General features: G+C 41.1%; 26 protein-coding genes. 13 read left to right on the top strand and 13 right to left on the bottom strand.

The window, feature by feature from the left end; genetic code table 11:
• Positions 1-236 precede the first annotated feature (236 nt).
• From CWB65_RS11840 to cyaY, 6 genes are read right to left on the bottom strand one after another with little or no spacing between them, the layout of a single operon-like run.
• Complete coding sequence (locus CWB65_RS11840; protein ID WP_138740646.1) at positions 237-1,349, bottom strand: heme biosynthesis HemY N-terminal domain-containing protein; 1,113 nt, start codon at positions 1,347-1,349, stop codon at positions 237-239.
• Positions 1,346-3,178, bottom strand: coding sequence for a uroporphyrinogen-III synthase (locus CWB65_RS11845; protein ID WP_138740647.1), 1,833 nt, complete (start codon positions 3,176-3,178; stop codon positions 1,346-1,348). Before CWB65_RS11845 ends, CWB65_RS11840 begins: the two co-directional genes overlap by 4 nt.
• Positions 3,179-4,117, bottom strand: a complete 939-nt coding sequence (gene hemC / locus CWB65_RS11850; protein ID WP_008129468.1) for a hydroxymethylbilane synthase — start codon at positions 4,115-4,117, stop codon at positions 3,179-3,181. It lies immediately after the preceding gene.
• Positions 4,118-4,152: 35 nt separating this feature from the next.
• Entirely contained in the window at positions 4,153-5,145 is a 993-nt protein-coding gene (locus tag CWB65_RS11855) for a DUF2914 domain-containing protein (protein ID WP_138740648.1), read from the bottom strand.
• A gap of 22 nt (positions 5,146-5,167) precedes the next feature.
• Entirely contained in the window at positions 5,168-5,824 is a 657-nt protein-coding gene (locus CWB65_RS11860; protein WP_006792463.1) for an alpha/beta hydrolase, read from the bottom strand.
• Positions 5,821-6,144 carry an iron donor protein CyaY gene (gene cyaY / locus CWB65_RS11865; RefSeq protein ID WP_006792464.1) on the bottom strand — a complete coding sequence of 108 codons (324 nt, stop codon included), beginning with the start codon at positions 6,142-6,144 and terminating at the stop codon, positions 5,821-5,823. Before cyaY ends, CWB65_RS11860 begins: the two co-directional genes overlap by 4 nt.
• Positions 6,145-6,301: 157 nt before the next feature.
• Here cyaY and lptM point away from each other — a divergent pair, with 157 nt between their 5' ends.
• The 7 genes from lptM (at position 6,302) to CWB65_RS11900 (ending at position 11,318) form a co-directional block, all read left to right on the top strand.
• Positions 6,302-6,496, top strand: a complete 195-nt coding sequence (lptM, locus tag CWB65_RS11870; protein ID WP_006792465.1) for an LPS translocon maturation chaperone LptM — start codon at positions 6,302-6,304, stop codon at positions 6,494-6,496.
• Positions 6,497-7,750 (top strand): diaminopimelate decarboxylase, encoded by a 1,254-nt coding sequence (gene lysA / locus CWB65_RS11875; RefSeq protein ID WP_138740649.1) that lies wholly within the window; start codon positions 6,497-6,499, stop codon positions 7,748-7,750. It begins immediately after the preceding gene.
• Between the two features lie 64 nt (positions 7,751-7,814).
• Positions 7,815-8,645, top strand: coding sequence for a diaminopimelate epimerase (gene dapF, locus CWB65_RS11880; protein WP_010557932.1), 831 nt, complete (start codon positions 7,815-7,817; stop codon positions 8,643-8,645).
• Positions 8,642-9,253 (top strand): DUF484 family protein, encoded by a 612-nt coding sequence (locus CWB65_RS11885; protein ID WP_138740650.1) that lies wholly within the window; start codon positions 8,642-8,644, stop codon positions 9,251-9,253. Before dapF ends, CWB65_RS11885 begins: the two co-directional genes overlap by 4 nt.
• Entirely contained in the window at positions 9,250-10,194 is a 945-nt protein-coding gene (locus CWB65_RS11890; RefSeq protein WP_006792469.1) for a tyrosine recombinase XerC, read from the top strand. Before CWB65_RS11885 ends, CWB65_RS11890 begins: the two co-directional genes overlap by 4 nt.
• A 9-nt stretch (positions 10,195-10,203) precedes the next feature.
• The gene (locus tag CWB65_RS11895) at positions 10,204-10,914 is read left to right on the top strand and encodes an HAD-IA family hydrolase (RefSeq protein WP_138740651.1); all 711 of its coding nucleotides are present in this window, start codon (positions 10,204-10,206) and stop codon (positions 10,912-10,914) included.
• A 47-nt stretch (positions 10,915-10,961) separates the two neighbouring features.
• The gene (locus CWB65_RS11900; RefSeq protein WP_138740652.1) at positions 10,962-11,318 is read left to right on the top strand and encodes a HopJ type III effector protein; all 357 of its coding nucleotides are present in this window, start codon (positions 10,962-10,964) and stop codon (positions 11,316-11,318) included.
• A 37-nt stretch (positions 11,319-11,355) separates the two neighbouring features.
• Here CWB65_RS11900 and CWB65_RS11905 read toward each other — a convergent pair whose 3' ends face one another.
• Positions 11,356-11,763, bottom strand: coding sequence for a GNAT family N-acetyltransferase (locus tag CWB65_RS11905; RefSeq protein WP_008129452.1), 408 nt, complete (start codon positions 11,761-11,763; stop codon positions 11,356-11,358).
• Positions 11,764-11,803: 40 nt separating this feature from the next.
• Entirely contained in the window at positions 11,804-12,109 is a 306-nt protein-coding gene (locus CWB65_RS11910) for a DUF6482 family protein (protein WP_138740653.1), read from the bottom strand.
• 92 nt (positions 12,110-12,201) lie between these two features.
• Between CWB65_RS11910 and CWB65_RS11915 the strand changes: the two genes are divergently transcribed.
• The 3 genes from CWB65_RS11915 (at position 12,202) to CWB65_RS11925 (ending at position 14,592) form a co-directional block, all read left to right on the top strand.
• A complete protein-coding gene (locus CWB65_RS11915; protein ID WP_138740654.1) occupies positions 12,202-12,894 on the top strand; it encodes a pseudouridine synthase in 693 nt (230 codons plus the stop codon).
• Between the two features lie 102 nt (positions 12,895-12,996).
• A complete protein-coding gene (locus tag CWB65_RS11920) occupies positions 12,997-13,371 on the top strand; it encodes a BlaI/MecI/CopY family transcriptional regulator (RefSeq protein WP_004588989.1) in 375 nt (124 codons plus the stop codon).
• A gap of 9 nt (positions 13,372-13,380) precedes the next feature.
• Positions 13,381-14,592: a M56 family metallopeptidase gene (locus tag CWB65_RS11925; RefSeq protein ID WP_138740655.1), complete on the top strand. Its 1,212-nt coding sequence runs from the start codon at positions 13,381-13,383 to the stop codon at positions 14,590-14,592.
• Between the two features lie 73 nt (positions 14,593-14,665).
• Here the strand turns inward: CWB65_RS11925 and CWB65_RS11930 are convergent, their stop codons facing one another.
• Positions 14,666-15,049, bottom strand: coding sequence for an MAPEG family protein (locus CWB65_RS11930; RefSeq protein ID WP_008129441.1), 384 nt, complete (start codon positions 15,047-15,049; stop codon positions 14,666-14,668).
• Between the two features lie 255 nt (positions 15,050-15,304).
• On the opposite strand from CWB65_RS11930, the gene CWB65_RS11935 reads away from it, so the two are divergent.
• A complete protein-coding gene (locus CWB65_RS11935) occupies positions 15,305-16,183 on the top strand; it encodes an EamA family transporter (RefSeq protein WP_171047586.1) in 879 nt (292 codons plus the stop codon).
• Positions 16,184-16,262: 79 nt separating this feature from the next.
• On the opposite strand, the gene CWB65_RS11940 is transcribed toward CWB65_RS11935, so the two are convergent.
• The 4 genes from CWB65_RS11940 to CWB65_RS11955 all read right to left on the bottom strand — a co-directional run bounded on the left by CWB65_RS11940 (position 16,263) and on the right by CWB65_RS11955 (position 21,389).
• Entirely contained in the window at positions 16,263-16,580 is a 318-nt protein-coding gene (locus CWB65_RS11940; protein ID WP_006792480.1) for a DMT family transporter, read from the bottom strand.
• A complete protein-coding gene (locus CWB65_RS11945) occupies positions 16,580-18,112 on the bottom strand; it encodes a bifunctional GNAT family N-acetyltransferase/carbon-nitrogen hydrolase family protein (protein WP_138740656.1) in 1,533 nt (510 codons plus the stop codon). Before CWB65_RS11945 ends, CWB65_RS11940 begins: the two co-directional genes overlap by 1 nt.
• An 88-nt stretch (positions 18,113-18,200) precedes the next feature.
• Positions 18,201-19,049 carry an MBL fold metallo-hydrolase gene (locus tag CWB65_RS11950; protein WP_006792482.1) on the bottom strand — a complete coding sequence of 283 codons (849 nt, stop codon included), beginning with the start codon at positions 19,047-19,049 and terminating at the stop codon, positions 18,201-18,203.
• Positions 19,050-19,106: 57 nt separating this feature from the next.
• On the bottom strand, positions 19,107-21,389 hold the full coding sequence (locus CWB65_RS11955) for a penicillin acylase family protein (protein WP_138740657.1): 2,283 nt from the start codon (positions 21,387-21,389) through the stop codon (positions 19,107-19,109).
• Positions 21,390-21,536: 147 nt separating this feature from the next.
• On the opposite strand from CWB65_RS11955, the gene ycaO reads away from it, so the two are divergent.
• Entirely contained in the window at positions 21,537-23,297 is a 1,761-nt protein-coding gene (gene ycaO / locus CWB65_RS11960; protein ID WP_138740664.1) for a 30S ribosomal protein S12 methylthiotransferase accessory factor YcaO, read from the top strand.
• Positions 23,298-23,409: 112 nt separating this feature from the next.
• Entirely contained in the window at positions 23,410-26,766 is a 3,357-nt protein-coding gene (locus tag CWB65_RS11965; protein ID WP_138740658.1) for an ATP-binding protein, read from the top strand.
• The last annotated feature ends 16 nt before the right edge of the window (positions 26,767-26,782 follow it).

Raw genomic sequence — 26,782 nt, forward strand, 5'->3', positions numbered from 1 at the left:
AATACGCAGATAGAGTTATTTTTCAAGTCTATACGCTTTGTAATATTATTAAGCGGTCATATGTCTGCTTTTTGTGCAAATATTCACGCACTTAACATTAATATGTATAAAATAGTCTCGCATTACTTTTTATTGTTTCGCTAAATTTAAAAAATACCTATAAAAAAGCACAGGTAAAGCATTTATACAACGCCTATAACCTGTGCCTAAAATTTATAACTAATCAGCTAGTAAACTTATTTGTTATATAAAACGAGCGCCTTTTCAGCCTGTGCCGTATTTTTGTAACTCAAAGCTGCTTGATCTGCAAATTGATGTTTATTATCACCATTGAGTGCTTTATCAAACACACGTGCTGCTAAGTCATAGTCACTTTGTGCATTAGCAAGGCACGCAAGCGACAACAGCAGTGCTGTATTAGTGTCGTCTTTTTTAAGGCGATCTTGAATAGTGGCTTGTAATTTGTGCGCTTCGCCATGGTTTGCATTATTTAAAATAGTAGCAAGCTCATCATGTTGGCTGGCGTGCTTAACCATTTTAGTTAAATCGCCCTCAATAACAGCAAGCTGACCTGTTGCAGCCATTTGAGTTAAATACGCAGTATGCGCATAAGTTTGAAGTTTTCGTGGTAATTGTTTGTATTTATTTGTTAGTTCATCAGCTGATTGAGCCGAAAAATAGGCAGTAAATACACGCGTCCACTGATCACTTGAAAACACTTTTTTACGCAATAACTTGGGTAAAAACTCTTCTAGCACGCTAAAGTGCTGCTGTTGTACCAATACCTCAGTGTACAGCTTAAGCTCAAGTGCAGTGGCTTTTTTAGCTTCTGCATTAACGCGCAACTGCGATTCAATTGCACTGCTATCGCCACTTGCCAACCATAGTTTTGCTACTTTCAATTGCTGCTCAGGGCTTATTTCAAATAATCGTTCTAGTGCTTTATCTGCCTCGTTGTTAGCAAGTGCCGCTTTAGCCAATAGTGCTAAACGAATATCATCAAATTTATCTGGCACACTGTTACCAGAAAGTGCGCGCTCTACTTGTTCGTAATCGTCGTTTATAGCACTGAAAAGGGCTTGTTCAATTGCGGCAAATTTACGCTCTTCACTGCGGGCAAAAAAACCATGTTTGGTATTTCTATAAATTGATAATAAATAGCGTATTAGTTTATACGTAAAGTATAAAGTTGCTGCAGTCATTGCAGCCATAATACAAAACGAAACAATGGTGCCTTCAATTGTTGTGTTATTAAACGAGATAAGCACGTAGCCTTTTTCGTCCAGTACAAAAGGGGTAACCGCAAGTACAACAACAATAGCTACAATTAAGATTATTAGGCCTATCATTGCACCCACTCCTTAACCGTTTGTGTACTTTGCAAAGTGACCTCTTGGCTAAAATTGAGCTGCTCTTTTTCTAATTTAGATAGCGTATTTAGTACTGATTTTGTAGCGTCATCGTCTTGCTTAAAGTACTCGCCAGTTAAGCGCTTAGCTTCGCTTAACGCACTAAAATATATACTCGCTTGCTTACTTAATAATGCGTCCTGCGCCTGTGCTATATTTAATTTAATTCGTTGATTAATTAAATTACGCTCTTGATCGGTTAGTAAAGGTTCAATAGCAATCCCTTCATGGCGCCTAATAGTAATAAAACTATCAACAATTTTATTCCAACTATTACTGATATTTTGCTGCCAGTCGTTAATATCTTCGCTGAGTGCATGTTCATCAATTACCAATGTTTCCTCTGGTAAATTGACCGCATTAAACACCAATTCGTCAATTCGGTTAATAACACTATTTAGCTGTAAATAAATGGCCTCGGTAGCAACCGGTTTTAAACTATCAAGCGTTTGTATGTCTTGCATAATGGCTTGGCGAACTTCAATTGTGCCAGGGTACTCACTTAACAGTCCGTCTAAACGCTTTAGTACAGCGCTTGCGCCTTGGTAATCTTTTTCGGCCCACAGTTTAAACTCAGCCATTCGTTGTAAGCTGGTGACCTCTTGTGGGTTTAACGATGAACCTTGCTGCTGCGCTTTTTGCAGCGCAGCTTTTAATGCTTGCTGATTTTCAAGGGTGCTTTGCGTTAATGCCTCAGATACTTTTTCTTCGCTATTAAATAACGCTTGTTGTAAGCTCATTTGAGAAGATTTAAGTGCAGCAAGCTCTTGCTGGAGCAGCTTGTTTTGCTCGCTAAGTTCGTTAACAATTGTGTTTTGCGCTTTACCTGCATTTAGCTTTTGATAAAACTCGTAGCCAACTCCAGAGGCCACAACCAACGATATTAACAATGCAAGTGAAGCCACTTTACTTACTTTTTGTTTGTCATTTGCTGGTTTGTTTTTTACGCTTGCTGGCTCATTTTTAACTGATGTTGAACTCGAAGCTGTTGATGTTGTGTTTTCTGTTGTTATTGACTTAGGTTGTTCACTCATGCTGCTACCTTGCTGATTAGTACAGGTAAACATAGCGTTATCGCTAGCCCCTGCTGCAATATGGATATTTGCCAAACTAACATGTTGTTGCTGTAAATATACGGCTATGCGCTCGCTGGCAACATAAAAGTGGCACTGTTGTAACCATTGTAATTGTTGTGCAGCAAGGGGGGTAAACATGGCATCAACTGCTGCATTACTTGTTATGACTATACCGTGTACATTGCTGCTTTTCCAGTGGTCAGTCCAGTCATTGGTTAAATCGGGCACAGGCTCACGTTCATAAACAACACAATTATTTAAAAACGCGCCACGCTCTTTAAGTACCTTGGCGATGTCTGGGCGACCACCTTGCCCTTTAACCAATACAATATTGCTACCATCAACTTGAGCTAACGACTTAAGAGCCAATACTCCTTCTGAATCGAACTGCTTAGGCGTGGCTGCACGCACACCAAATAATTCATATATTGTATCGGCAGTTTGCTGCCCTACAGCATAAAACTGCGCTTTAATGTTTATATCGGGCTTTAATTGTGCCAGTGCTTTAACAGCGTCCTGAGAGATAAAAATAATTTTATCTGCATTAATAAGTGGGCTTAGTTGAGTACTAGAGGGCGTTAAATAGTTAATATTTAAAACAGGAAACAATGACGCCTGATAACCCGCTTGCTCAAGTTGCTCTGCAAGGGCTGCGCCTTTTCCTTCGGGCCGAGTTATCAGAATATGTGTCATTTATGCGTCTCTGTATACGTCAGCTAAAATTTTATCTGCGCCTTGAGCAAGTAATTTTTCAGCCAGCTCTATTCCGAGTTTTTCGGCATCGTTAATATGACCCGCAACTTCGTCACGTAAAATTTCGCTTCCATCGACTGCGCCTACAAGCCCTCGTAAATGGACCTGTTCGCCATCAACTAACGCATAGGCACCTATTGGCACCTGACAACCACCTTCTAAACGGCGGTTCATTGCACGCTCTGCATTAACACGAATACGTGTATGTGTGTGCTCAAGCGGTGCAAGTAACGCTTTTGTCACTTCATCTTCAATCCGACACTCAATACCTACAGCACCTTGGCCGTTTGCAGGCAACGATACTTCTGGTTCAATGTAGTCAGCAATACGCTCGCCCATTTCTAAACGAATAAGCCCTGCCGCGGCTAAAATAATCGCATCGTATTGCCCAGCATCTAATTTAGCTAGGCGTGTATTTACGTTTCCGCGTAGATCACGGATTTCTAAGTCAGGTCTCAGTGCTCTAATTTGGCATTGGCGGCGCAAGCTTGATGTACCTACTACCGCTCCTTCTGGTAACTCATTCAAGTTAGCAAAGTGATTTGATACAAACGCATCGCGCGGATCTTCACGCTCACAAATGGTATGAAGGGCTAATCCTTCTGGAAACTCCACTGGCACATCTTTCATTGAGTGTACGGCAATATCAGCTCGGCCATCTAGCATAGCTTGCTCAAGCTCTTTAACAAATAAGCCTTTACCGCCAATTTTAGCAAGTGGTGTATCTAAAATAATATCCCCTTGTGTCGACATAGGGACTAACTCAACACGCACGTCATCATGAAAATGCTCTAGCTGCGCTTTTACAAATTCGGCTTGCCATAGCGCCAAAGCGCTTTTACGGGTTGCTATACGTACTAATTTTGTTTTTTCTGTCATAGGGGTATCCAATTAATTACTGCGGTTAGCATTATTTAGTTAGCTAACACTCTAAATTCTTTTTGAGCTATTAAATTACCTTGCTCATCAACAACAGCTACACGCCAATGGCCTGTTTGCGTGTTCATAATATTTTTTGTTGAATAAGTTCTGTAGCGTGGCGAAGTAACATTAAGTGAAATTTCGGCCATTGTTTCACTTTCAAAAGACCAAACATGTTTTACGCGCTGGCCTTGCAGCCCTTTAAGCTCACTATAAAATGATAACGAACCTTCAAACTGACTTAAACGCACGTCGGCTGCAAACACATTAGTAGGTTCGCGTTTTACTACGCTGCGTGTAAGCACTGCGCGACTTATTTTACTGGTATCAATCTGAGCACCGAGTGCCACGCTAGCAATATGGGCATCTTCAGCAAATTGCTCTGTAACAGGTTGTGCATCAATATTACTCTCTGGCTCTAATGCGATTGTGCCAAGCTCAGAAGTTTGCTCTGACGCAGGTACAGATACTGCTTCACTTGTTGTATCAGCGCTTATTGCATTAGTGACCAACGCATCGTTTTTACTGTTATCAACTGTATTCGTTTTTTCAGTTATTGAGTCAACTGTTGATTGGGTTACTGTCGGCTCATCTGAGATTGGCGCAACGGTTACTGACTCAGCGTTTTCAAGTAAGGCATTGGTAATGTCTGCCTCTTGAGTTGTTGGTAGTTGCTCAGCAGGCAATGTTTCAGCATGCTCAGTCTCTATATGCAATTGGTTGCTGGGTGCATTATGTGTTTCGCTTTCAGTTACTTCATCACCTTGTGTGCTATCAGTAATTAAAAGCTCTGTTTGTTCATTGGGATGTGCGCCCTGATCTGCATTTACTGAGCTGGTTAAACCATATATCACAGCCGCAGATGTCATTACTATCAACATAGCCAAACTCACAATTCGACGCCAATGCCATTCATAGCTTACCGTAGGTAGGCTGTTTTGTGGTTCGCGTTTTACATTTGCTTTAATAACTATTTTTTGACTCATATTGACCTCAGCGGCTCCAAAATTAGCTTAAACGGGCAATTAACCATTGGCGAATAGCGTGTAACTCTTCTGCACACACTTGGTGTGCCATTGGGTATTCTTGCCAGCTTACATCCATGTTATGTGCTGTTAATACATCAAATGCACTTTTACCTGCACTCATTGGTACCACATTATCGTGACTACCATGTGCCATAAATACATTTAAATCGGTATGCTTTGCTTCATCTGTAAATTTATGCGGCGCGCACATATACGTAGACAGTGCCATAACACCCGCCAACTTTTGTTCAAAGCGCGGAGCTAAGTGAAGCGACACAACACCACCTTGTGAAAAACCAGCCAAAATAATTTTGTTAGCAGGTATTCCGTTGGCTATTTCTGTATTTATTAACGCCTCTACTTTCTCGGCAGACTCCCTCACCCCTTCTTCATCGGCACGTTTATCAAGCTCTATTGACTTAATGTCGTACCAAGAACGCATTTCCATACCACCATTTATGGTGACCGGTTGCACAGGCGCATGTGGGAAAACAAAACGCACGCCCAGCTCGGCTGGTAAATTTAATTGCGGCGCTACAGGGGCAAACCCATCACCCGAATCACCTAAGCCATGTAACCAAATAACTGTTGCTTTATGCGCGCTCTGTGCGGGGTATTGAACAAACTCTAAACTCATAATGATGATTGCCACTTAATTTCTTGGCCAGCTTGGCGAGTTGACGCTTCGTTAATGAATTCCCAAAACTCTGCACCAGAGCGGTTATCAATCCATTGACCGTCACGCATTTCAAAATGGTGACCATTGAATTTAGTTGCTACCCACACTTGATGAAGAGGCGCTTGCTTATTGATGACAATTTTACTCTTATCAGGAAAAATAATTTCTAAAATACCTTGCGCTGATTCGTAATCTAAATCGGCTTCACAATCATCAATTTGCTCTTCAATTGTGAACATAAGAGCTTCGGCTAATTGGTGATATTCGTGTTCAGTCATTGTTGATTCCTTTGCAGGCGGGCCGCCTAATATTGGGTACGTAATTGCGTTAAAAATATGCAGCTAGTGTAACAGGAATAAAATCATCCGCGAATAGCTGCATTTTTTAGATATTCTGTTACTCTGCGATTATAAAGCCAGCAACAATATTAATCTAATGAAAGCGACACATACCTTACAATTAAAAAAACTATTAATTTGCACGGCCCTATTTGGCGCATTAGCTGGCTGCGGACAAAGCGGCCCATTATATTTGCCTGAACAACAGGCCGAGCAAAACCAACCAGAAAACACTATGGTGCCTGCCGCAGAGGCCAAGCAACCTACAACACCAGTCAAACAGGAGCAATAAATGGATTTTTTTAACTATAAAAACAATCAATTGTTTGCTGAAGATGTGGGTATTGCCGCTATTGCTCAGCAATATGGCACGCCTTGCTATGTGTATTCTCGTGCAACGTTTGAGCGCCACTATCTTGCGTTTGCCAATGCGACTAAAAACCATAAAAGCTTGGTATGTTATGCCGTAAAAGCAAACTCTAATATTGCTGTATTAAATATTCTAGCCCGCCTTGGTTCGGGTTTTGACATTGTATCTAAAGGTGAGCTGGCGCGTGTAATTAAAGCAGGAGGAGACGCCGGTAAAGTAGTATTTTCAGGCGTTGCTAAAACCGCTGACGAAATAGCGTATGCATTAAAATTAGGGATTAAATGTTTTAACGTTGAGTCGGCCTCTGAATTAGAGCGTATTTCAGAGGTTGCGTGTGAGCTTAACTTAGTAGCACCAATTTCTATTCGCGTTAACCCCGATATAGATGCAAAAACGCACCCTTATATTTCTACTGGCCTTAAAGAAAACAAATTTGGCATTGATATTCAAACCGCTGTAAGTGTTTATCAACAAGCCGCTGCTTTACCTGGCTTAAACATAATAGGCGTAGATTGCCATATTGGTTCGCAGTTAACCGAAGTAAAGCCGTTTTTAGAAGCGCTCGACAAACTCCTTGCGCTAATAGATGAGCTAAAAAATGTTGGGATAGAATTAAGCCATTTAGACATAGGTGGTGGGTTAGGTGTTCCTTACGACGGCGAACAACCACCTCATCCTAGTGAATACGCAGAGCAAGTAACAGCTCGCCTAGAAAACTACCGCCATTTAGAACTTATTTTTGAACCAGGTCGTGCCATTGCTGCAAACGCAGGGGTATTAATTACGCAAGTTGAATTTATTAAACAAAACCAAAGTAAATTTTTTGCCATTGTTGATGCCGGTATGAACGATATGCTTCGCCCTTCTCTTTATCAAGCGTGGCAAAAAATTATACCTGTGTCGGTTCGTGATGACGATACGCCAACTTACAACTTTGATATTGTTGGCCCCGTGTGCGAAACCGGTGACTTTTTAGGAAAAGACCGAGAACTGGCGCTGAAACAAGGCGATTTACTCGCGCAGCGAAGTGCTGGGGCATATGGCTTTACTATGAGTTCAAACTATAACTCTCGCCCACGCGTAGCTGAAATAATGGTAGACGGTGAACAGCACCATCTTATTCGCGAACGTGAAACCATTGAGAGTCTTTATCAAGGTGAGAAAATTTTACCATAAACGTTTTTGCCAACTAGCTGCTCTGTGGCATGATTACCACAGAGCAAACACGAATTAGAGCGCTATGTTAGTTAATTTTTCCAAAATGCACGGCTTAGGCAACGACTTTGTTGTTATTGATAACATTACACAAAATGTATTTTTATCACGAGATCAAATAAAAAAACTGGCTGATCGCCACTTTGGCATTGGCTTTGACCAATTACTCATGGTTGAAGCACCATACTCTCCCGATCTTGATTTTCATTATCGTATTTTTAATGCCGATGGTACCGAAGTAGAACAGTGCGGTAATGGTGCACGTTGCTTTGCACGTTTTGTGCGTATGAAAGGCCTGACTAACAAACATAAAATTAGTGTATCAACCAAATCAGGTAACTTAACGCTCTATATAGAAAAAGACGGCCAAGTTACGGTTAACATGGGGCACCCTAATTTTGAGCCAAGCAAAATACCGCTTAAAGCCAGCAAACGTGAACTCACCTACATTATAAGGGCTGAAGAACACACCGTATTTAGTGGCGCAGTATCTATGGGGAATCCACACTGCGTGCTTGAAGTTGACGATATTACGACAGCGCAGGTCGATGTATTGGGTCCACTGCTTGAAAACCACGAACGTTTTCCACAGCGCGCTAACATTGGGTTTATGCAAGTTATATCGCAAGAGCATATAAAGCTAAGAGTATGGGAGCGCGGCGTAAACGAAACGCTCGCATGCGGCACTGGCGCGTGTGCAGCGATGGTCATTGGCCATATGCAAAGCAAGCTTTCAAGCGCGGTACAAGTCGACCTACCTGGTGGAACACTTCAAATACGTTGGAGTGGAGAAGGTCATCCAGTACGAATGACAGGCCCTGCTGAACACGTATTCGATGGACAAGTAGCGTTATGAGCGAGCTAAATGAAGAGCAAATTACTAGCTACTTACTCGCAAATCCTGATTTTTTAGTTAAACACCCAAACGTGCTTGCTCAGCTAGACCTTCAGCAGCAAGCGCAAGGGGCAACGTCATTAGTACATATTCAACAGCGCCAATTGCGTGAACACAATACGCGTTTAAAAAATCAAATCGATACAATGAGTCAGCACGCAGTTCAAAATGAGCTCGTATACCGTCTCCTCAGCCAATGCCATCGCCAGCTTTGGAGCCATGACGACTTTGATACCATCGCTAAAAATTTACACGCCATTGTGTGTTCAAATAACGACATAAGTGACTTTAAATTAATAAAATACAGCCCTGACTACGACGAGCTTATTGAACACCGCCTCACAAACTCTGGGCATTACTTAGGCCGCATTACAGCGCAAGAACGGGCTCTATTATTTAGTGATGACACGCAATCTGCGGCTATTTATTTAATTGGTGATGAAAAGCAACCTATTGCCATACTCGCGTTTGGCAGCAACAACGTGAACCATTTTGAACCCGCACAAGACAACCTGTTCGTTCTGGATTTTATTAGTGCCCTGCAGTTAAGGTTACAAAAACTCGCATGAGTGATGATGCGCCTAATATAAGCGAATTAAGTGACAACTGGCGAACACCCATTACGCTATTTAGCGACTACCTAAAATTTGAAAAACAATATTCAGCGCACACTGTAAATCAGTATGTTAGCCAACTTGGTTTTGCAGCCCTTTATTTTAATAAATTATGCGATGACTGGTTTGGCGTACAGGCAGAGCATATTCGCCGTTACAGTATGGCTTTACGCGCCAAACAATTAAGTGGCCGAACCATTAGCTTAAAATTGAGCTGTATCAGAAGTTTATATAAGTTTTTAAAAGCTAAAAATATTGCACAGCAATCGCATTATCACAATCCTGCTACCGGCATTAAAGGCCCCAAATTTGCCAAGCCTTTACCTAAAAACCTCGACGTTGATCAAATGGCTCGCTTGCTCGAAATTCCTGACGACGACCCTTTGGCAATAAGAGACAAAGCTATGATGGAACTTATGTACTCATCAGGTTTACGTATTAGCGAGTTAGTTGGCGCTAACATGCAAGATATTAATGCCAAAAGTGGCGAAATATTAGTTCGCGGTAAAGGTAACAAAGAACGCCTTATTCCCGTGGGAACAAAGGCATTAGAAGCATTAAAAAAATGGTTAACCGTGCGCCCTCAGTTTGCAAAGCCAGACGAGCCAGGTGTATTTTTAAGTAGCCAAAAAAATCGTATTTCAATTCGCCAAGTGCGTTTGCGCATGCAAGAGTGGGGAATAAAGCAAGGTATTAGCTCACAGGTGCATCCGCATAAATTACGCCATTCATTTGCATCACATATTTTAGAATCGTCGGGTGATTTACGTGCTGTACAAGAATTGCTTGGCCACAGTAGCTTGTCGGCCACACAAGTGTATACCCATTTAGATTTTCAGCATTTAGCAAAAGTGTACGACAACACCCACCCGCGCGCTAAAAAACAAACTGATTAGGAAATTATAATGATCCGATTTAATCGTGCAATACGTCCTTTTTCTGTCATGAGCTTTGATTTAGACGACACGCTATACAACAACCACCCAATTATAAAAGCAGCCGTTAGCGCCCAACAAAATTACTTAAATGCATTACCACGCTACCAAGAACAAGGCCCTCAATACTGGCAACAATGCCGGCAACTTGCCGCCCTGCAACAGCCAGAGCTAAAAGACAATGTAACGCAGTGGCGCAAGCACACATTGCGTTTAGCACTATCAAAGTTAGAATTTACTGAACAAGAAGTAGCACTGCACGCTAGTAACGCCTATAACGCATTTGCCGATGCACGCAGTAACATTGTAGTCAGCGACGACGTATTAGCGCTACTTGATAACTTAGCGCAACATTTTACCTTAATCGCCATAACCAATGGCAATGTTGAAATAGAACGCTTTAATTTACACAATAAGTTTGAGCTAGTGCTACAAGCGGGCATGCACGGTAAAGCTAAACCTCATAGCACCTTATTTGACAAAGCAGCTGCGCACCTAAAAGTCACCAAAAGCGACATACTCCATATTGGTGATAGCCTAGATACCGACGTACAAGGCGCCAATAACACAGGTTGTCAATCAGTGTGGTTAAACGATCAAAACGCTAAGTATGACTACAAAGGCCTAGCCGACGTGGAAATCACCAATATTCACGCATTAACGCATTTTATTCGTTCATAAATTGCTACGAGTAAATTAGCCTTATAAATTAAATTTAGGGAACAATTATGACTTTAAACGAATACCTTAAATCACTTGCTGAGAACCCAAAAAACATTCAATTTACCGATACAATGGCGGTGATTGAAGCCAATTACGATTTTACTGCTTGTGCCTTTAATAACCACGGGTTGCTGAGCTCAGCGAGTGAAAATAACGGTTCATGTAAAATTTTTGCGTTTGCAAAACTCAATGGGCTTAGCAAGCAAAACACTCTTGATTGCTTTGGTAAGTTTTACCGCGATGAGGTGCTTAAAAACCCTAACGGCGACGATCATATGAACATTCGCACGTTTATGTTAGCTCCAGAGACGACACCATTTTTAGGCGTTACGTTTGAGGGCGAGCCTTTAACAGCTAAGTAACTGGGCTCCGATTAAAAAACTTGAGTTATGTTATAGATTAAAGTGGTTTTTCCATAAAATAGCGGGTGCCGCAAAGTGGGTAGTTATCAAGCTGATACTTTACGCTGTATCCGCGTTTTTCATAAAAAGGTTTTGCTTGAAAGTCGAGAGTGTCTAGCTGGGCTTTTTTAGCGCCAAGCAATATCGCAGCTTGCTCTAACTCTGTGAGCAACTGCCCGGCAAGGCCTTCATTACGAGCGATTTCACTGCACCAAAGCCAATTTATAATTAGCCAATTGCCAAATACGCAACCACTAATACCAGCCATTAGTTCGTTATTATTATCAACAAATTTATAGCCGAGTGGCACTCTTTGCGCATCAAAATGCTTGGCATTAAAATCAACTATTTTATTACGTAAAGTTGAGTTTAACGCATCACTGTTATCAGATTTTAATTGATACATATACCGCTCCTAAAAAAGCGATATTAGCAAACACACTTAATTAAAAAAGATTATTTTTACCAAAAGGCACTTCAAGTAAGTTGCTAGAAGTTTTTTCGGGCTGCCCGCACATTTCGTCGTGAGCGCTTGTGTGGCGAAGCATCATTTGTGCGTACGCTATTTTTTCAAACCGCTTTTGTACATGCAGCGGGCTTACAGCTCTTACAAATTCGCCATCTTCCTCTGTTACATAATATTCAACGTTATTAATGATCACAGAAACCTGATACAGCGCCATTTCAAGTGAGTGAACAACTACTTTTTGTAGCGGCTCATGATTTTTTAGTTCAGAAAATTTCATACCCATTTTTGTTCACCTTAATTAAATATCGCTCTATCGATACGCAGCTTTGCTATAATCGCGATCAGTTTTTTATTGCCAACTAAAGAGAACACTTTATGAGCACCAAAATCCGCCTTGCTAAATACATTGCTCATGCAGGCGTGTGCTCGCGTAAACAGGCATCGCGTTTAATAGATGAAGGGGTAGTAACGGTAAATAATCGCCCAGCCAATCATATTGATCACGTTGATGAGCAAGACGACATAATAGTTAATGGCCAAGTAGTTAAAGGGGCAGCCGATTTAGTTTATTTTGCGTACCACAAGCCTGTAGGTATTGACTGCAAATTAAATGAAAATGACCCCGCCAGCCTTATTCACCATTTACCTACCCTCACCCGGGTTTACCCCATTGGCCGATTAGATAAAGACTCTCGCGGCTTGCTTATTTTGACCAACGACGGTGACTTTTGTAATCAACTTATTCACCCTGACTTCCACCAGCCTAAACGTTATATAGTCACGGTAAATAAACCGATTAATAACGCGTTTTGTGAAAAAATGGCTGCAGGTATCCCCGTTGATAAACAAATAACCTTACCGTGTGAAGTAACTAAAATAGCTGACAATCAATTTAGTATTATTTTAAAACAAGGACTGAATAGGCAAATACGTAAAATGGCGCATTACTGCGGCTTTAAAGTAATTGATTTATTTAGAGTGCAATTTAGCGAACTCGCCCTCTCAAAACTGAACCTCCCTAAAAACCACTACATACAAATTAATAAAACTGATATTTCGAAAATCTAATACTAAATCGCTTAATTATACCGCAAAAAGTTAAAAAATAACCTTGCAAAAATAGATTACAGGTGTAGTCTTAACTTAAAGATTACATTTGTAGGCAATAAAATGATTGAGTTATCAAAAGCAGAGTTCGACGTGCTTGATGCGCTTTGGATTAACTACCCTGCCACCGCGAGCCAAATTATTGAGCGCTTAAGCGATGATAAGCAATGGCACGAAAAAACCATTAAAACCCTACTGGGTCGATTAGTTAAAAAAGGCGCACTGACCTTTGAGAAAGACGGCCGCCAATATATTTATACTCCCTGTATGGAGCGCGCCGACTACACATTAAAAGAAAGCAAAAATTTTATTGAGCGCTTTTTTAGCGGCCGTATAGCGCCGCTGGTAAGCGGGTTTGCTAAATCAGAGCAGCTTTCGCAGCAAGATATAAATGAGCTTAAAAAAGTCATTGATGACTGGGAAAAAAACCAAAAGTAAGGGATTCTCATGGTTATTCAAACAAGCTTTAATTGGCTAATAGAGCAACAACTACTATTGAGTATTTTGTTTTGTGGATTTATTTTACTCGAGCGATTTGGTTTAAAAACCCTTGGCGTGCGGTTTGTATACAAGTTAGCGTGGTTAATGCCTGCGGCATTAGTTATCGCTAATTTACCTAATGCGATTAAACCACTGCAAAATAGCAATATTAGCCATTACTTAATTACCCCTAATCAGCCTTTTACACATGAAATGGGTATTAGCTGGGCACTTATGTATGTACTTATTACTGCGGGGTTATTAATAGCTAGTTTTATTACACATACTCGTTTTGTTAAAAGCCTGCAGTTAACTGAGCTAACACACTTTAACCATACACTTACCACAAGTGCTAAAACTTATATCAGCCAACATGTAGCCACACCAATGGTGGTGGGTATTTTTCAAAGCAAGCTAGTACTGCCCAGTGATTATAATACCCAGTTTGATAAAGCCACATTGGCGCTTATTTTAGAGCACGAAAACGTACACATTAAACGCAAAGACAACCTAACAAACGCATTCATGCTGCTACCCACTATTTTACTTTGGTTTAACCCACTCGCTTGGTTTTGTTACGCAAGCATGCGCCGCCTACAAGAGCTGACTTGTGATGAACGGGTACTTGCCAATAAAAACACACAGCAACACATTTTATACAGCAAAGCCTTAGTGAACTGCGCGGCAGCAACGCCCGCAGGACTAATGGCTTATTCACACTACGGAGATAAAAAAACCATGTTACAACGACTTACCAATATAAAGCACAGTGGCAGTAGCTCTCGCTTTGCCAAAGGTGGCTTACTGCTAGTTGCAGCAAGTATTTTAAGCACGCTCGCTATTGCAAAGCAACCACAAACAGAGGGCGCTAAAGAAGAGCATATTTCACCAATAATTCGCATTGAGCCTCACTACCCAGCCCAAGCCGCTAAGCAAGGCATTAGCGGATCTGTGGTGTTAAAATACGATATTGCAGCTAATGGCAGAACAAAAAACATTAGTGTCATTCAATCTAAGCCGTCAGACGTTTTTGATAAAGCAGCCAAGGAAGCCTTGGCAAAGTGGGAGTATAAAACCTCTAGGGCAGGCTTTAATGACGTACTTGTACAGCTCGATTTTGCCATAAACAGCGAGGTTGCACATACCGATTTAATAGAGCGAATTAAAGTATCGCATTAGTGCTGTTGGGTGATACAAGAACACAAAGCAAGCGCCCTTTTAGGCCGCTTGCTTTGTGGTTTTAACAATAAAATTAAATACTCACTACAATCATGGCAATGGCAGTACCTAAGCCAATAAACCATACAAGCGAACGTATAATATCTAAGTTCAACCAATAAAAAATACAATACAAAATGCGTGAGACTATATGAGTAACCGCCAAGGTTTCGGTTATTGCGTTTACCGAGTTAGTACCAAATACCACTGCAATAGCAACAGCAAAAACAGCGAGTGATTCAAAACAATTTTGATGAGCAGCGAGCGTCCGAGCACCAAAGCCAGTTAGTTTTGCTTGTTGCGCCCTAGGATGTTTATTATCGTATCGACCTAATTTTGCCATTGCCATCGCAACCGGCACTTTTGCAAAATAAGGCATTAATACAGCCAATAATGCGCATACTACTAATGTCGTCATAGTTTATTCTCTTATTATAAAATCTGATAATTTGAGCAATACATATACCATACACGCACAAAAAAAGCCGCCAATACGTTTTATGACAAACGCTGGCGGCTAAACAATAACATCACACTTACTATAGCTAAGTTTACTCATAAAGCAGTGCGGCATAATGTCGCAGGTGATGAATATTCACTATCACCTTTAATGCGTCGCTTTAATAATCAAAGATTGCTAACGTAAAGACCTTATTTTTTATCGACGAATACCATGACCTGGATCTTTTTCACTTTTTTAGCCGCTTTTATGCAAGCATGGCGAAATGCCCTGCAAAGTAATTTAAGCTCACATGCAAGTGTGGCTGGCGTAACGCTTTCGCGCTTTATTTTAGCCGGCCCCATTGCTGCCGTGTATTTGTACGGCTTGTATCAATATCAAGATACCGCCATGCCTACCTTTAATAATGCCTTTTGGGGATTTATTATTGGCGCAAGTATTATGCAAATACTCGCCACCGGCTTAATGGTAAAACTGTTTAAAATGAATAATTACGCCATAGGTGCAGGCCTTGCCAAGAGTGAAGCCTTAGTAGCGGCTATTTTAGGGGTATTGTTTTTTGGCTCTGCGCTTAGCCTACTTGGTTGGCTGGGTGTATTTTTAGGCGCTATTGCGGTGCTTTTACTTAGCGGTATAACCAGCGTAAAACACTTTGATGCTAAAACAGCGTTACTGGGCCTTGCCTGTGGTACCAGCTTTGCCCTTACATCGCTGTGGGTACGTGAAGCGAGCTTAAACTCAGGGTTATTATTTCCGCACTCGGCTGCATGGGTTTTACTGTTTGTAATAAGCCTACAAACGCTTATATTACTTGGCTATTTATTACTAAAAGAGCCACACACTGTTGGCAAACTTTGGCAATATAAAGGCACTACTGCCGCAATTAGTATTTTTAGCTGTGTAGGCTCTATTGGCTGGTTTAGCGCAATGAGTTTACAGCATGTGGCGTATGTTAAAACGCTTGGGCAGATTGAAGTATTTTTTACTATGCTAATTGCTGTACTTTGGTTAAAACAACCGCTTAAAAAGCAAGACTCAGCAGGCTTAATACTTATAGCCATTGCCGCTATTTTAGTGATGTTACCAAATTGAGAACATAAAAAAGCGCAGGCTTTTACCTGCGCTACTATAGGCTGCATATAACGTTTAAAGCGAATGTTAAGCGCTTTTTTTAAGAGCTGATTTTTAGCGTTATCACACCGCAAATGATCATAAGCACACCAGCAATACGCCCAAACGTGGCTGCATCACCGTAAAGTAATATACCCACTAAAAACGTACCCGCAGCACCTATACCTGTCCATACGGCATAGGAAGTCCCCATTGATATTTGCTTTTGTGCAAGCCACAACATAAAACCACTGGCTGTTAAAAATGCAATGGCCATTGCTATTCCCTGCCAGCGTGTGTCGGGATTTTGTGAAATTTTTAAACCAATTGGCCAGCCTATTTCAAGCAAGCCGGCAATGACTAAATAAACCCAAGCCATTAAACATCTCTCTTTTTCAAAATTACGTCGTATAAATCTTCGCGGCGATCTTTTAAATTACGCACTGTCCCTTCGCTATGAAGAATTTTTAGCTTATCCATATCAAGGTCGCTAAATAATAACATTTCAGTATTAGGTGTTGCTTCGTTAAGTGTTGCATCGTGCGGGAACGAAAAGTCAGATGGCGTCAGTACTGCCGATTGCGAGTACTGTACGTCTAGGCTTTCTACTTGTGGTAAGTTACCCACTGAACCTGCAATAACCACATAACATTCGTTTTCGATTGCCCGCGCTTGTGCACAATGGCGAACCCGTAAATAACTATTTTTAGTGTCGGTCCAAAACGGCACAAACAGTATATCAAGCCCTTGCTTAGCTAATATGCGTGAAAGCTCTGGGAACTCTACATCGTAACAAATTTGAATACCTACGCGCCCAGCATCGGTATCAAACACGGCAATTTTGTCGCCGCCTTGAATAACCCAATCGTTTTGCTCATGTGGGGTTATATGTATTTTGCGCTGCTCGTCTATTTTACCGCTACGGTGGCATAAATAACTTACGTTATAAATTTTGTCGCCTTCGGCAAGTGGCATAGAACCAGTAATAATGTTGGCGTTATATTCTATTGCCATACGCGACATGGCGTTTTTAAACGTTTCGGTGTATTCGGCTAAATAGCGGATTGCTTCAGTTTGATTGCTTTGCTCAGTTAACCCCATCAGCGGCGCGTTAAAAAATTCAGGGAATAAAATAAAGTCACTTTTGTAGTCAGATACCGTATCTACAAAGTACTCTACCTGCTTAAGCATTTCTTCAACCGATTCAACACAACGCATTTGCCACTGCACTGCCCCTACTCGTACTATCGATTTAGTCGATTCGAGTACGGTGTCGGTTGGCTCGTACATTATGTTATTCCACTCAAGTAAGGTGGCGTAACCTACAGACTCTTGATCCTCTGGTAGGTACTTTTTTAGTAATCGCTTTACCTGAAAGTCGTTAGAAAGCTGAAAGCTTAAAATTGGGTCATAAAGCTCTTTTTGGTCAACCTTTTCAATGTATTCCATTGGCGTCATTTCACTGCTGTGATTGTAATAACGCGGAATACGGCCACCCGCTAAAATAGCGCGTAAGTTATATTGGCGGCACAATTCTTTACGGGCATCATAAAGGCGACGCCCTAAGCGCATACCTCGGTGAGTTTCGCTAATAGCAACATCCAAACCGTATAGCGCATCGCCATCGGTATCGCTGAATACACGGTCATGGCCGTCGGCAATGTCTTCGTAGGTGTGCGGATTTGAAAAGCGGGCGTAGTCTACTTGCACACTGAGTGCTAACCCCACCAGCACGCCGTCATCTACTATGCCTATTTGCCCTTCTGGAAACTGATCGATTAATCTAAAAATGGTATGGCTTGGCCATGCGCCACCTAAGTCTGGGTAAGCTTGATCCATTAGCGTTTTTATTTGTGGGTACTGCTCTTTGGTCAAGTTACAAATTTCTAGGTGGGTTTTTTCTGCCGACATACACAACTCCTTGGGGCATGGGAACAAAAAAGCTGAACAAATGCTCAGCTTAATAAACTATATTATGCGTGCTAACTCACTTTGCAAGTTACTTTAAGCTACGATAAAACAATGTGGTTACTCGCTCTTTTGGTAGCCATTTTGCATATTTAAGACCCAGCTCTGATAATGGGTCGGCGTCAAGTACTTGCTGCAAACTTGCATCGTTTTGCATTGCCTTAAGCATAACATCTTTGGCTTTTTGCACCAGCTTACGATACGTTATCAGCCCTGAACGGTCACTTACTGGACCATGCCCCGGAATAACTTGTGTATTATCGTCAATTTGGTTAATAACATCGTCAACCGCCGCTAATACTCCATCAACACTGCCGCCACTATCTACATCAACAAACGGTAAGCTACCAAAATTAAAATAAATATCACCCATGTGAACTATGTTGTCGTTACTAAAAAAGATAACTGAGTCACCATCGGTATGGGCATGTTTGTAATGCACAACGTGTGCGTGTTCGTTATTAAAATGTAGTTTTAAATCGTGACCAAAACTAATACGAGGTAAAAATTTAGAACCCTCACCATGCTTTTCTTTCAAACGCTTATGGACATTGTCGTGCGCAATGACATGTGCACCTGCTTTTGCAAAATTTTCATTGCCGCCGGTATGGTCGCCATGGTGATGGGTATTAATTACAAATTCGGCGCTGCCAGGCTTTAAGTCGCTGATGGTTTTTTTAATATCGTCTGAGAGCTTAGCAAACTGATCGTCAATAATATAAATACCGTCATCACCCACACTTGCAGCAATGTTGCCACCTTGCCCAAATAGTACATAGACACTTTCACTTAGTTTTTCTGCGGTAACGGGGTTATCGTCTGCATGAGCCGATGCGCTCAGTAGTAAACCTGTTATTAACGCGGGTAGTAATTTTTTCATTTTAGTTCTCCATTGTTAGAGTTATATAGAACGTGATTACTTACATTTTGGCTCACACTACTTTGGTGAGATAACGATTTGATGCATTAACGTTTGTGGTAATAGCGCAGTTTGCTTCCCTTCAATATAGTCGCTAAAACCAGCTCTATAAAACTCTGATAGCGGGTGACCCGACTGGCCACCTGGCACGCTTAAAATAGCCTGTTCTAAATGCCCTGGTTGAGCAATAAAACGTTGTGATGCACCAAAACTCTGCCCCTGCACCGCAGGCATATAGGAGTCACCAAATCCTGCAGCGGTTGGCATATTAAGTAACTTTGCCAATAAAGGGATTTGTTTTGCAAAAGGATGCTCGATTACCAGCTCATTTACTTTACCCCACTGCCACTGTTTTATATTTGTGCCAAATTGCTCACTCAATTTATTTACAGTGTGATCAAAAGCACCCGCTAATTGTTCGTCCCAACTATTAAATTGAGGGTTAATCCAAGATGCAAGTCTATTATTAATAAGTTGCCACAGCGCCGGCTCCAACCCACGCTTGATAGGCTTAAGTGTGCCCTCATGCTCATTAAGAGTGACTTCAATATGGTTAAACACAAGGTTAATAACTTCGTCTCTATAGCGTTTAACCAGGGTATAGCCTACCGAAGAAGCACATGCGCATTGCTGCCAGTTTTCAAGCTCTGTGATGTACTTCGCATTTTTAACCTCATTGGTTTTTAACTGCTTGAGTAACAACTCATGCCATGGCATTAAAAAGCGGGCTTGGTTATCAAGCTGTAGTGCGTAAAAGTCGCTCTCGGCAAAGGTTTGTTTTTCAAATAAACGGTCACGAATTTGGCTTGAACGTGCACCTAATGCGTAGCCGCCATTACCAAAACGTGCGTTGTCGCTGGCAGATACAACCCGAGAGTTTCCTGTCCATAATCGCCCGCTGGGTGGGTTTTTAACAAATGGGCGATTAATTTCGTTTTGCTCAAAAAGTGCAGAGTAGTGCTGTGCATTTACACTTAACTCACTGACATTTGTACGCGCCGGAATACCGCCTATATTTTTCCATGCCGCATTACCTAGGCTATCAACAACCATTAAATTCTGTACAGGTATACCCACATTACTTGCAAGGGCGAGCGCATCGTCCACAGTATCTGCTTGCTCAAGCTTTAATAGCTGCATGTTAACCGCATAAGGTTGATGCGCTGCCCAACTAAGTGCATAAGGCTTTTCGTTAATGTATTTTACTGGGCCGTATTCGCTCATTATTAGCGAGTAAGTTTCAACGCCTCCTTCAGGTAATAAAATAGGCTCATCAACAAGCCATGTTTTGCTATCGCTATTTAGCGCAATCCAATCGGCAGTATCTAAATAACCGTTAGTGAAACCCCATGCAATTTTATTATTGGTTCCCACTACAATGGCAGGAGTGCCAGGAAGTGATACGCCTGTTATTTGAGATTGTTTACCATTTTGTGTGTAATTAAGCTGCGCTCTGTACCAAATAACCGGCACCGCCATTGATAAGTGCATATCGTCAGACACCATACCTGCAGCTGTTTTTGTAAGCTCTCCGGTAACGGCCCAATTATTACTACCAAGCTCTTGAGGGGCTTCAATGTGGCTTGCAACATGAGTCGTTTGCGATGCAAGAATGGGTAATTCACCTGCAAATGGGGCTAATTTACTACCATCAAGCGCAGCTTGGTATTGGCTAGGTTGCGTTAAAAAATCAACCATATTTTTACTGTATATTTGCTCTAATTGAATCAAAGTTTGATCGCGATTAAATGTCATGCTTTGTAAATCTAAGTACATGCTAAAAATCACTAATAAGCTGTCTTCGCTTTGCCACGGTTTTTGAGTTGCGCCGGTAATTATATATTCAAAGCTTGCATACCCTACTTGGGCTAAACCTTCGTTTACGCCTTGAGCATAACTTTTTAACAGCTGTTTATCGCGCTCTGGTAAGGTATTTAAAATAGCGAGGCTACGTTTTCGTAGTTGATGAAAACGCATTTTTTTATCAAGCTCAACAGCGGCTTTACCAAATAATTCACTTAGCTCTCCTGCAGCATTACGCCTAAGTAGGTCCATTTGAAAAAATCGGTCCTGTCCGTGCGCATACCCTAAGCCATAAGCGGCATCGTTACGGCTTTTAGCGTTGATAACAGCTTGGCCCAATCTATCACGGGAAATTTTAACGGGTTCATTCACTGCCATACTGCGCCCGTTGCCATCAAGTGCAGGTAAACTTAAGCTAAGTACCCCATACACAACAGCGGTGCCACTCAGCCCTAAAATTACAATTAATAACAACAAGCGTTTGATTAGTTTATACATTGAGTTGCCCTTCCACCCTTTGCGTTGCTTATATAATAACCACAGATTTATTAAATAATCATGATCTTGCTCGCAAAGGATGAAATAAACATCAAAATCCACGATAATGTCACTTCCACACATCGTGCAGAACTAGTTGAGATCAATATGACTGAAAAAACGTTTATCAAAGGTAAAGACCGCGATTTAGAATCGTCAATCTCTACCATGCAAAACAAGCTTAAAGCCCTAAACATTAATGTTGAAGAGGCGCTTTGGCTTAACCCTGTAGCTAACTGTTATTCGGTTCATATAAAAGATAGCGACTGCGGTGTTATGTTTACTAATGGTAAAGGTGCAACTGATAAAGCATCTATTGCTTCTGCACTTGGTGAATATTTTGAGCGTTTAAGCTGTAACTACTTTTTTGCTGACTTTTACTTAGGTGAAGAATTTGCCAACGGCGAGTTTACTCATTACCCAAACGAAAAATGGTTTAAAGTTGAAGGTGAAGAAGTACCTGAGGGCATAATGGACGAAAGCCTGTGGGATTACTTTGATCCAGAGCGCGAACTTAACGCATCACACCTTTTTGATTTTAACTCAGGTAATAACGAGCGCGGCATTTGTACATTGCCATACACGCGCCAACGCGATAACCAAGACGTGTACATTCCAGTAAACGTGATTGGTAATATTTTTGTATCTAACGGTATGAGCGCAGGTAACACCAAGTTTGAAGCGCGAGTTCAGGGCTTGTCTGAAGTATTTGAACGCGCAATAAAAAACCGTATTATTGCTGAAGGCATTTGTTTACCAATCGTGCCTGAAGAGGTTGTTAAGCAGTACCCACAAATTCACGAAGCATGTGAAGAACTGCGTAGCCATGGTTTTCATTTACGTATTGCCGATGCATCACTAGGCGGTAAATACCCAGTAATGAGCGTAACGCTGATTAACCCAACAGATGGCTCTGTATTTGCCTCGTTTGGTGCTCACCCTTCATTTGAAGTAGCCCTTGAGCGTACCGTTACAGAACTTTTACAAGGTCGCCGCCTTGATCAGCTTGATGTGTTCCAACCGGCTACATTTGATAACGACGAAGTAGCAACGCCTGAAAACATTGAACTGCACTTTATTGATTCTAGCGGTTTGATTTCGCATGATTTCTTCCGTGCCAAAGCAGATTTTGACTTTGTACATTGGGACTTTAGCGGTACAACAGAGCAAGAATACAACTTCTGTACAGATTTAATTCATAGCATGAACCACGACATTTATATTATGGATTACACGCACCTAAACGTGTATGCATGTCGTATTTTAGTACCGGGCATGTCAGACATTTACCCAGTAGATGAGCTTATTTGGCGTAACAACAACGAAGGCGCTAAGTTCCGTGAAGCATTCCTATCGCTTGATCAGTACGATGCTGAGCAATGGATGGACATTTACGACAGCTTAGAAGAAGCCGGCCACAGCGATATTATTCGCGCAGCAGAGTTTATTGGCCTTGCAACCGATGCCGATACACCTTGGCATACGCTACGTATTGGTGAGCTTAAAGCGCACCTATGTTTAGCCGCAGGCAGCGAAGAAGCCATTGATTGGGTTGATTGGATACTGCATACAGGCCAAGTAAACGAAGAGGCAATGCGCCATTTCCGCTGCTTAAAAGCCATTCTTGAAATTAAATACGATGACGAGCGTGAATACGCCGACTACCAAGACGCACTGGGTTTAATGTTTGGTAGCGACAACGTAGCGCTTGCAATTGAAATTGCTGAAGGCCGTACATTATTTAATGGTTTAACCTTCCCAGGTTTATCGCTTGAAGGCTTTAAAAAGCATGCAGCGCTACTTGATGGCTACCGCAAGTTACATGTAGCTAAGCAAAATCATTGGGCACGTGAAGTAAGCGATTCTTAATATTTAGATCGTTAATTATAAAAATAAAATGGCGCTTATGCATAAGCGTCATTTTAATTTGTACAATAAATAGCTATAGTGGAATTGCCTAAATTCAAGCCAATAGTAGCTAATGCCACCAATTAACAATAAAAAAGCAAGTGCGCACAACTATAACCGAACTTTTTGGTTATCGATGACACTACTACTTTTGGTGAGTGTTGTACTTGACCGCATCAACTATAATCGCGCAAAAGATGCGTATCGCCTTCAAATCCTCTCCGATGTAAGCACCTATAGAGCACAACTAGAAGCCATTTTAATTTCTAACATTCAGTTAGTACGCGGCTTAGGCGTGGCTGTTTCTGCAGAGCCTAACTTAAATCAAGAACGCTTTGCACAAATTGCAGCCCCCCTTTTTAATACATCAAAAGAGCTTAGAAATATTGGCGGTGCACCCAATATGATTATTAAAATGACTTACCCGCTTGAAGGAAATGAAGCGGCTCTGGGCCTCAACTTGCTTGCGAATAAAAATCAACGCGCTGACGCTATTAAAGCGCGAGACACCAACACAATTATAATGGCTGGCCCGTTAACGCTAGTGCAAGGAGGTGAGGCACTCATAGCGCGTGTGCCAGTCTATACCCCGCCTGATAAAAATTTTTGGGGATTACTTTCTGTTGTTCTAGATATTAATAAAATTTATAAAAACGCCGGAATTTTAGATCTTAAAGAAAAATATAACGTTGCACTCCAAGGCAGAAATGGGCTGGGCGATAAAGGCGAGTTTTTTTTTGGTGACGCCGCAATATTAAATCAAGATCCCCTCGCATTTTCGTTAAACTTTCAAGGCGGAAGCTGGCAGTTATACGTTGCACCCAAGCAGGGCTGGAGCCCACCCAACTCAGCAGTTTGGCCATTACGTTTAGCAATAATTATTATTTGTGCGTTACTTACATGGGCATTTTTGTTCTTTTTAAAAATGCTTGACCGTCAGCAAAAAAACGAAAGAATGCTAGAAACCATGAGCGATTTGGCGCAAATAGGTGCGTGGTCGTTTAATTTAGAAACCAAGCAAGTTTATTGGTCAGATATGACTAAAAAACTGTTTAAATACCCACTCAATACCCAGCCACAATGGCCTGAAGATTTAAGCTATTTTAAAGAGGGCGAAAGCAGAGAAACGATCAAACCTCTACTCGAACGTGCTATTAAATATGGCCACAGTTACGAAGTTGAAATAGAAGTAATAAACGGCGAAGGGAAAGCTGTATGGGTACTGGTTAACGCAGAAGCTGAACATAAAAATGGTCGATGTGTGCGTATTTTTGGTTCGCTACAAAATATTGATACCCGTAAAAAAATTGAATTAGAAAACAGCTTTATAGCACTACACAATGAAACGTTAGCCTCATTAACGGTTAATAAGCTCATTTTAAACGGTAAACTTAGCCAATCAAAAGACATACTCACTGAGGCTATTTGCCATGCTTTAAAAATTGAGCGTGCCAGCATTCGTTTTTATAACGAAGACCAAACACAGTTAATACCGTTTGCACTTCATAGCGAATTAACACAGGCCGAGAGCGTTGAACTTACTTGGCTTAGAAAACACCTTCCTGACTTTTTTAATATGCTTGATCACCAAGCTGTATTTAATATTCCCGACGTTATTCATAATTCAGCGCTATCTCCTTTGTCGCCATATTACTTATTGCCACTGGGAATAAAATCGATGCTGTGCGTAACAATCCCTGCCGGCAACGGAGTATTAGGAATAATATGTGCTGAGCAATGCAAAACCACACGCTTGTGGACAAAAAACGAAGAAAGTTTTTTAATCACAGTGGCTACGCTTATAGGCAGTTTACATTCAAGCCAGCAACGCATAGAAGCAGAACAAGAATTAGTAGAAGCTAAGGAATTAGCCGAACAAGCGGTGGCAGCAAAAAGTGAATTTTTAGCAACTATGAGCCACGAAATTCGCACTCCTATGAATGGGGTGCTAGGCATGCTAAATATAATTAAGCAAACAAAGTTAGATCAACAACAAGCACATCATATAGAGCTTGCGCAATCATCTGCCGAATCATTGCTTAATATTATTAATGACATATTAGACTTCTCTAAAATGGAAGCGGGTAAACTTAATATTGATAGTATTCAGTTTAATCTCCCCAAATTATTAGGTGAAGTGGTTGAATCGTTTGCACTAAAAGTAGAGCAAAACAATACAAAACTAATTTTAGACGCAACCCAAATTACAGTAAGTGAAATAATTAGTGATCCGAATAGGCTTAGGCAAATTCTTAATAACCTGATTGGCAATGCTGTTAAATTTACTAAAAACGGTGACGTTATTATTATAGCCAGAGTGGACGACTCTACCGATGGCTCCTTTTTAGAGTGCTCAGTAATTGACACTGGTATTGGTATTAATAAAAACCAGCAAACATCGTTATTTAATTCATTTACACAGGCCGACACTTCAACTACGCGCCAATTTGGCGGTACAGGCCTTGGGCTAACGATAGTAAAACAACTATGTGAATTAATGGGCGGAAGCGTCAGTGTCAACAGTGTTGAAGGCGAAGGCAGTACGTTTTCATTTAGTGTAAAAATACAGCCTAGATTAAGTAAAGAACAAGATTTACCAAGCCATCTAATAAACAACAAACGTATTTTATTTATTGATGAGTGCCACTTAAATACCAGTATAGCCACTAAACAGCTGACAATTTGGGGGGCCCATGTGGAGTTTATTAATGACTATAATGAGGTGCTGATACATTTAGAAGAGACGACTCATTCATACGATGCAATTTTAGTTGATTATCACTTTTTTTCTGTTGCTGCAAAAACGCAAACAACCGCCTTACAAAACTTTATTAAAAAGTTTAAATGTAAATCAGTAATTATGGCGCCAATGAGTTATTCACAAAAAGAATCAACGCTTAAAATGAATGTCGACTGCATGATTTTTAAACCTCTTACGCCATCAGATCTGTTTGATTCACTCACTAATGAAAAGTTTTTAGAGCAGCAATTAAATCAGGCGCAACTCACTAATACACTTACAAAAGCACCTATTAAAGATTCATCAGAGCCCGTTTTATTGTTAGTAGAAGACAATAAAATAAATCAAGTTGTGGCCTCTGCATTGTTAAAAGAGGCCGGGGTGATCTTTGATATTGCTGAAAATGGTGAGCAAGCAATTAGCAAACTAAACGCCAAACAAAATAACCCGTATAAACTTATTTTAATGGATTGCCAAATGCCAATAATGGATGGTTATCAAGCCACGCAGGCAATCAGACAAGGCGGAGCAGGTGAAAAATATAATGCTGTATCAATTATTGCTTTAACGGCTAATGCCATGCAAGGCGATAGAGAAAAATGTATTGCTGCGGGCATGGACGATTACTTAACTAAGCCGCTTGATATGGCCGCCTTAAAACCCAAGTTGCAGCACTGGCTTGGCAGCTAAATAAGGCTTACCACTA

The organism is Pseudoalteromonas sp. S554 (assembly GCF_005930865.1).
Lineage (GTDB): Bacteria > Pseudomonadota > Gammaproteobacteria > Enterobacterales > Alteromonadaceae > Pseudoalteromonas > Pseudoalteromonas marina.

Bases quoted from the DNA above. Each gene is read 5' to 3' on its own strand.
- CWB65_RS11840 (WP_138740646.1), bottom strand. From the start codon at position 1,349: ATGATAGGCCTAATAATCTTAATTGTAGCTATTGTTGTTGTACTTGCG.
- CWB65_RS11845 (WP_138740647.1), bottom strand. From the start codon at position 3,178: ATGACACATATTCTGATAACTCGGCCCGAAGGAAAAGGCGCAGCCCTT.
- hemC (WP_008129468.1), bottom strand. From the start codon at position 4,117: ATGACAGAAAAAACAAAATTAGTACGTATAGCAACCCGTAAAAGCGCT.
- CWB65_RS11855 (WP_138740648.1), bottom strand. From the start codon at position 5,145: ATGAGTCAAAAAATAGTTATTAAAGCAAATGTAAAACGCGAACCACAA.
- CWB65_RS11860 (WP_006792463.1), bottom strand. From the start codon at position 5,824: ATGAGTTTAGAGTTTGTTCAATACCCCGCACAGAGCGCGCATAAAGCA.
- cyaY (WP_006792464.1), bottom strand. From the start codon at position 6,144: ATGACTGAACACGAATATCACCAATTAGCCGAAGCTCTTATGTTCACA.
- lptM (WP_006792465.1), top strand. From the start codon at position 6,302: ATGAAAGCGACACATACCTTACAATTAAAAAAACTATTAATTTGCACG.
- lysA (WP_138740649.1), top strand. From the start codon at position 6,497: ATGGATTTTTTTAACTATAAAAACAATCAATTGTTTGCTGAAGATGTG.
- dapF (WP_010557932.1), top strand. From the start codon at position 7,815: ATGTTAGTTAATTTTTCCAAAATGCACGGCTTAGGCAACGACTTTGTT.
- CWB65_RS11885 (WP_138740650.1), top strand. From the start codon at position 8,642: ATGAGCGAGCTAAATGAAGAGCAAATTACTAGCTACTTACTCGCAAAT.
- CWB65_RS11890 (WP_006792469.1), top strand. From the start codon at position 9,250: ATGAGTGATGATGCGCCTAATATAAGCGAATTAAGTGACAACTGGCGA.
- CWB65_RS11895 (WP_138740651.1), top strand. From the start codon at position 10,204: ATGATCCGATTTAATCGTGCAATACGTCCTTTTTCTGTCATGAGCTTT.
- CWB65_RS11900 (WP_138740652.1), top strand. From the start codon at position 10,962: ATGACTTTAAACGAATACCTTAAATCACTTGCTGAGAACCCAAAAAAC.
- CWB65_RS11905 (WP_008129452.1), bottom strand. From the start codon at position 11,763: ATGTATCAATTAAAATCTGATAACAGTGATGCGTTAAACTCAACTTTA.
- CWB65_RS11910 (WP_138740653.1), bottom strand. From the start codon at position 12,109: ATGGGTATGAAATTTTCTGAACTAAAAAATCATGAGCCGCTACAAAAA.
- CWB65_RS11915 (WP_138740654.1), top strand. From the start codon at position 12,202: ATGAGCACCAAAATCCGCCTTGCTAAATACATTGCTCATGCAGGCGTG.
- CWB65_RS11920 (WP_004588989.1), top strand. From the start codon at position 12,997: ATGATTGAGTTATCAAAAGCAGAGTTCGACGTGCTTGATGCGCTTTGG.
- CWB65_RS11925 (WP_138740655.1), top strand. From the start codon at position 13,381: ATGGTTATTCAAACAAGCTTTAATTGGCTAATAGAGCAACAACTACTA.
- CWB65_RS11930 (WP_008129441.1), bottom strand. From the start codon at position 15,049: ATGACGACATTAGTAGTATGCGCATTATTGGCTGTATTAATGCCTTAT.
- CWB65_RS11935 (WP_171047586.1), top strand. From the start codon at position 15,305: ATGACCTGGATCTTTTTCACTTTTTTAGCCGCTTTTATGCAAGCATGG.
- CWB65_RS11940 (WP_006792480.1), bottom strand. From the start codon at position 16,580: ATGGCTTGGGTTTATTTAGTCATTGCCGGCTTGCTTGAAATAGGCTGG.
- CWB65_RS11945 (WP_138740656.1), bottom strand. From the start codon at position 18,112: ATGTCGGCAGAAAAAACCCACCTAGAAATTTGTAACTTGACCAAAGAG.
- CWB65_RS11950 (WP_006792482.1), bottom strand. From the start codon at position 19,049: ATGAAAAAATTACTACCCGCGTTAATAACAGGTTTACTACTGAGCGCA.
- CWB65_RS11955 (WP_138740657.1), bottom strand. From the start codon at position 21,389: ATGTATAAACTAATCAAACGCTTGTTGTTATTAATTGTAATTTTAGGG.
- ycaO (WP_138740664.1), top strand. From the start codon at position 21,537: ATGACTGAAAAAACGTTTATCAAAGGTAAAGACCGCGATTTAGAATCG.
- CWB65_RS11965 (WP_138740658.1), top strand. From the start codon at position 23,410: ATGCCACCAATTAACAATAAAAAAGCAAGTGCGCACAACTATAACCGA.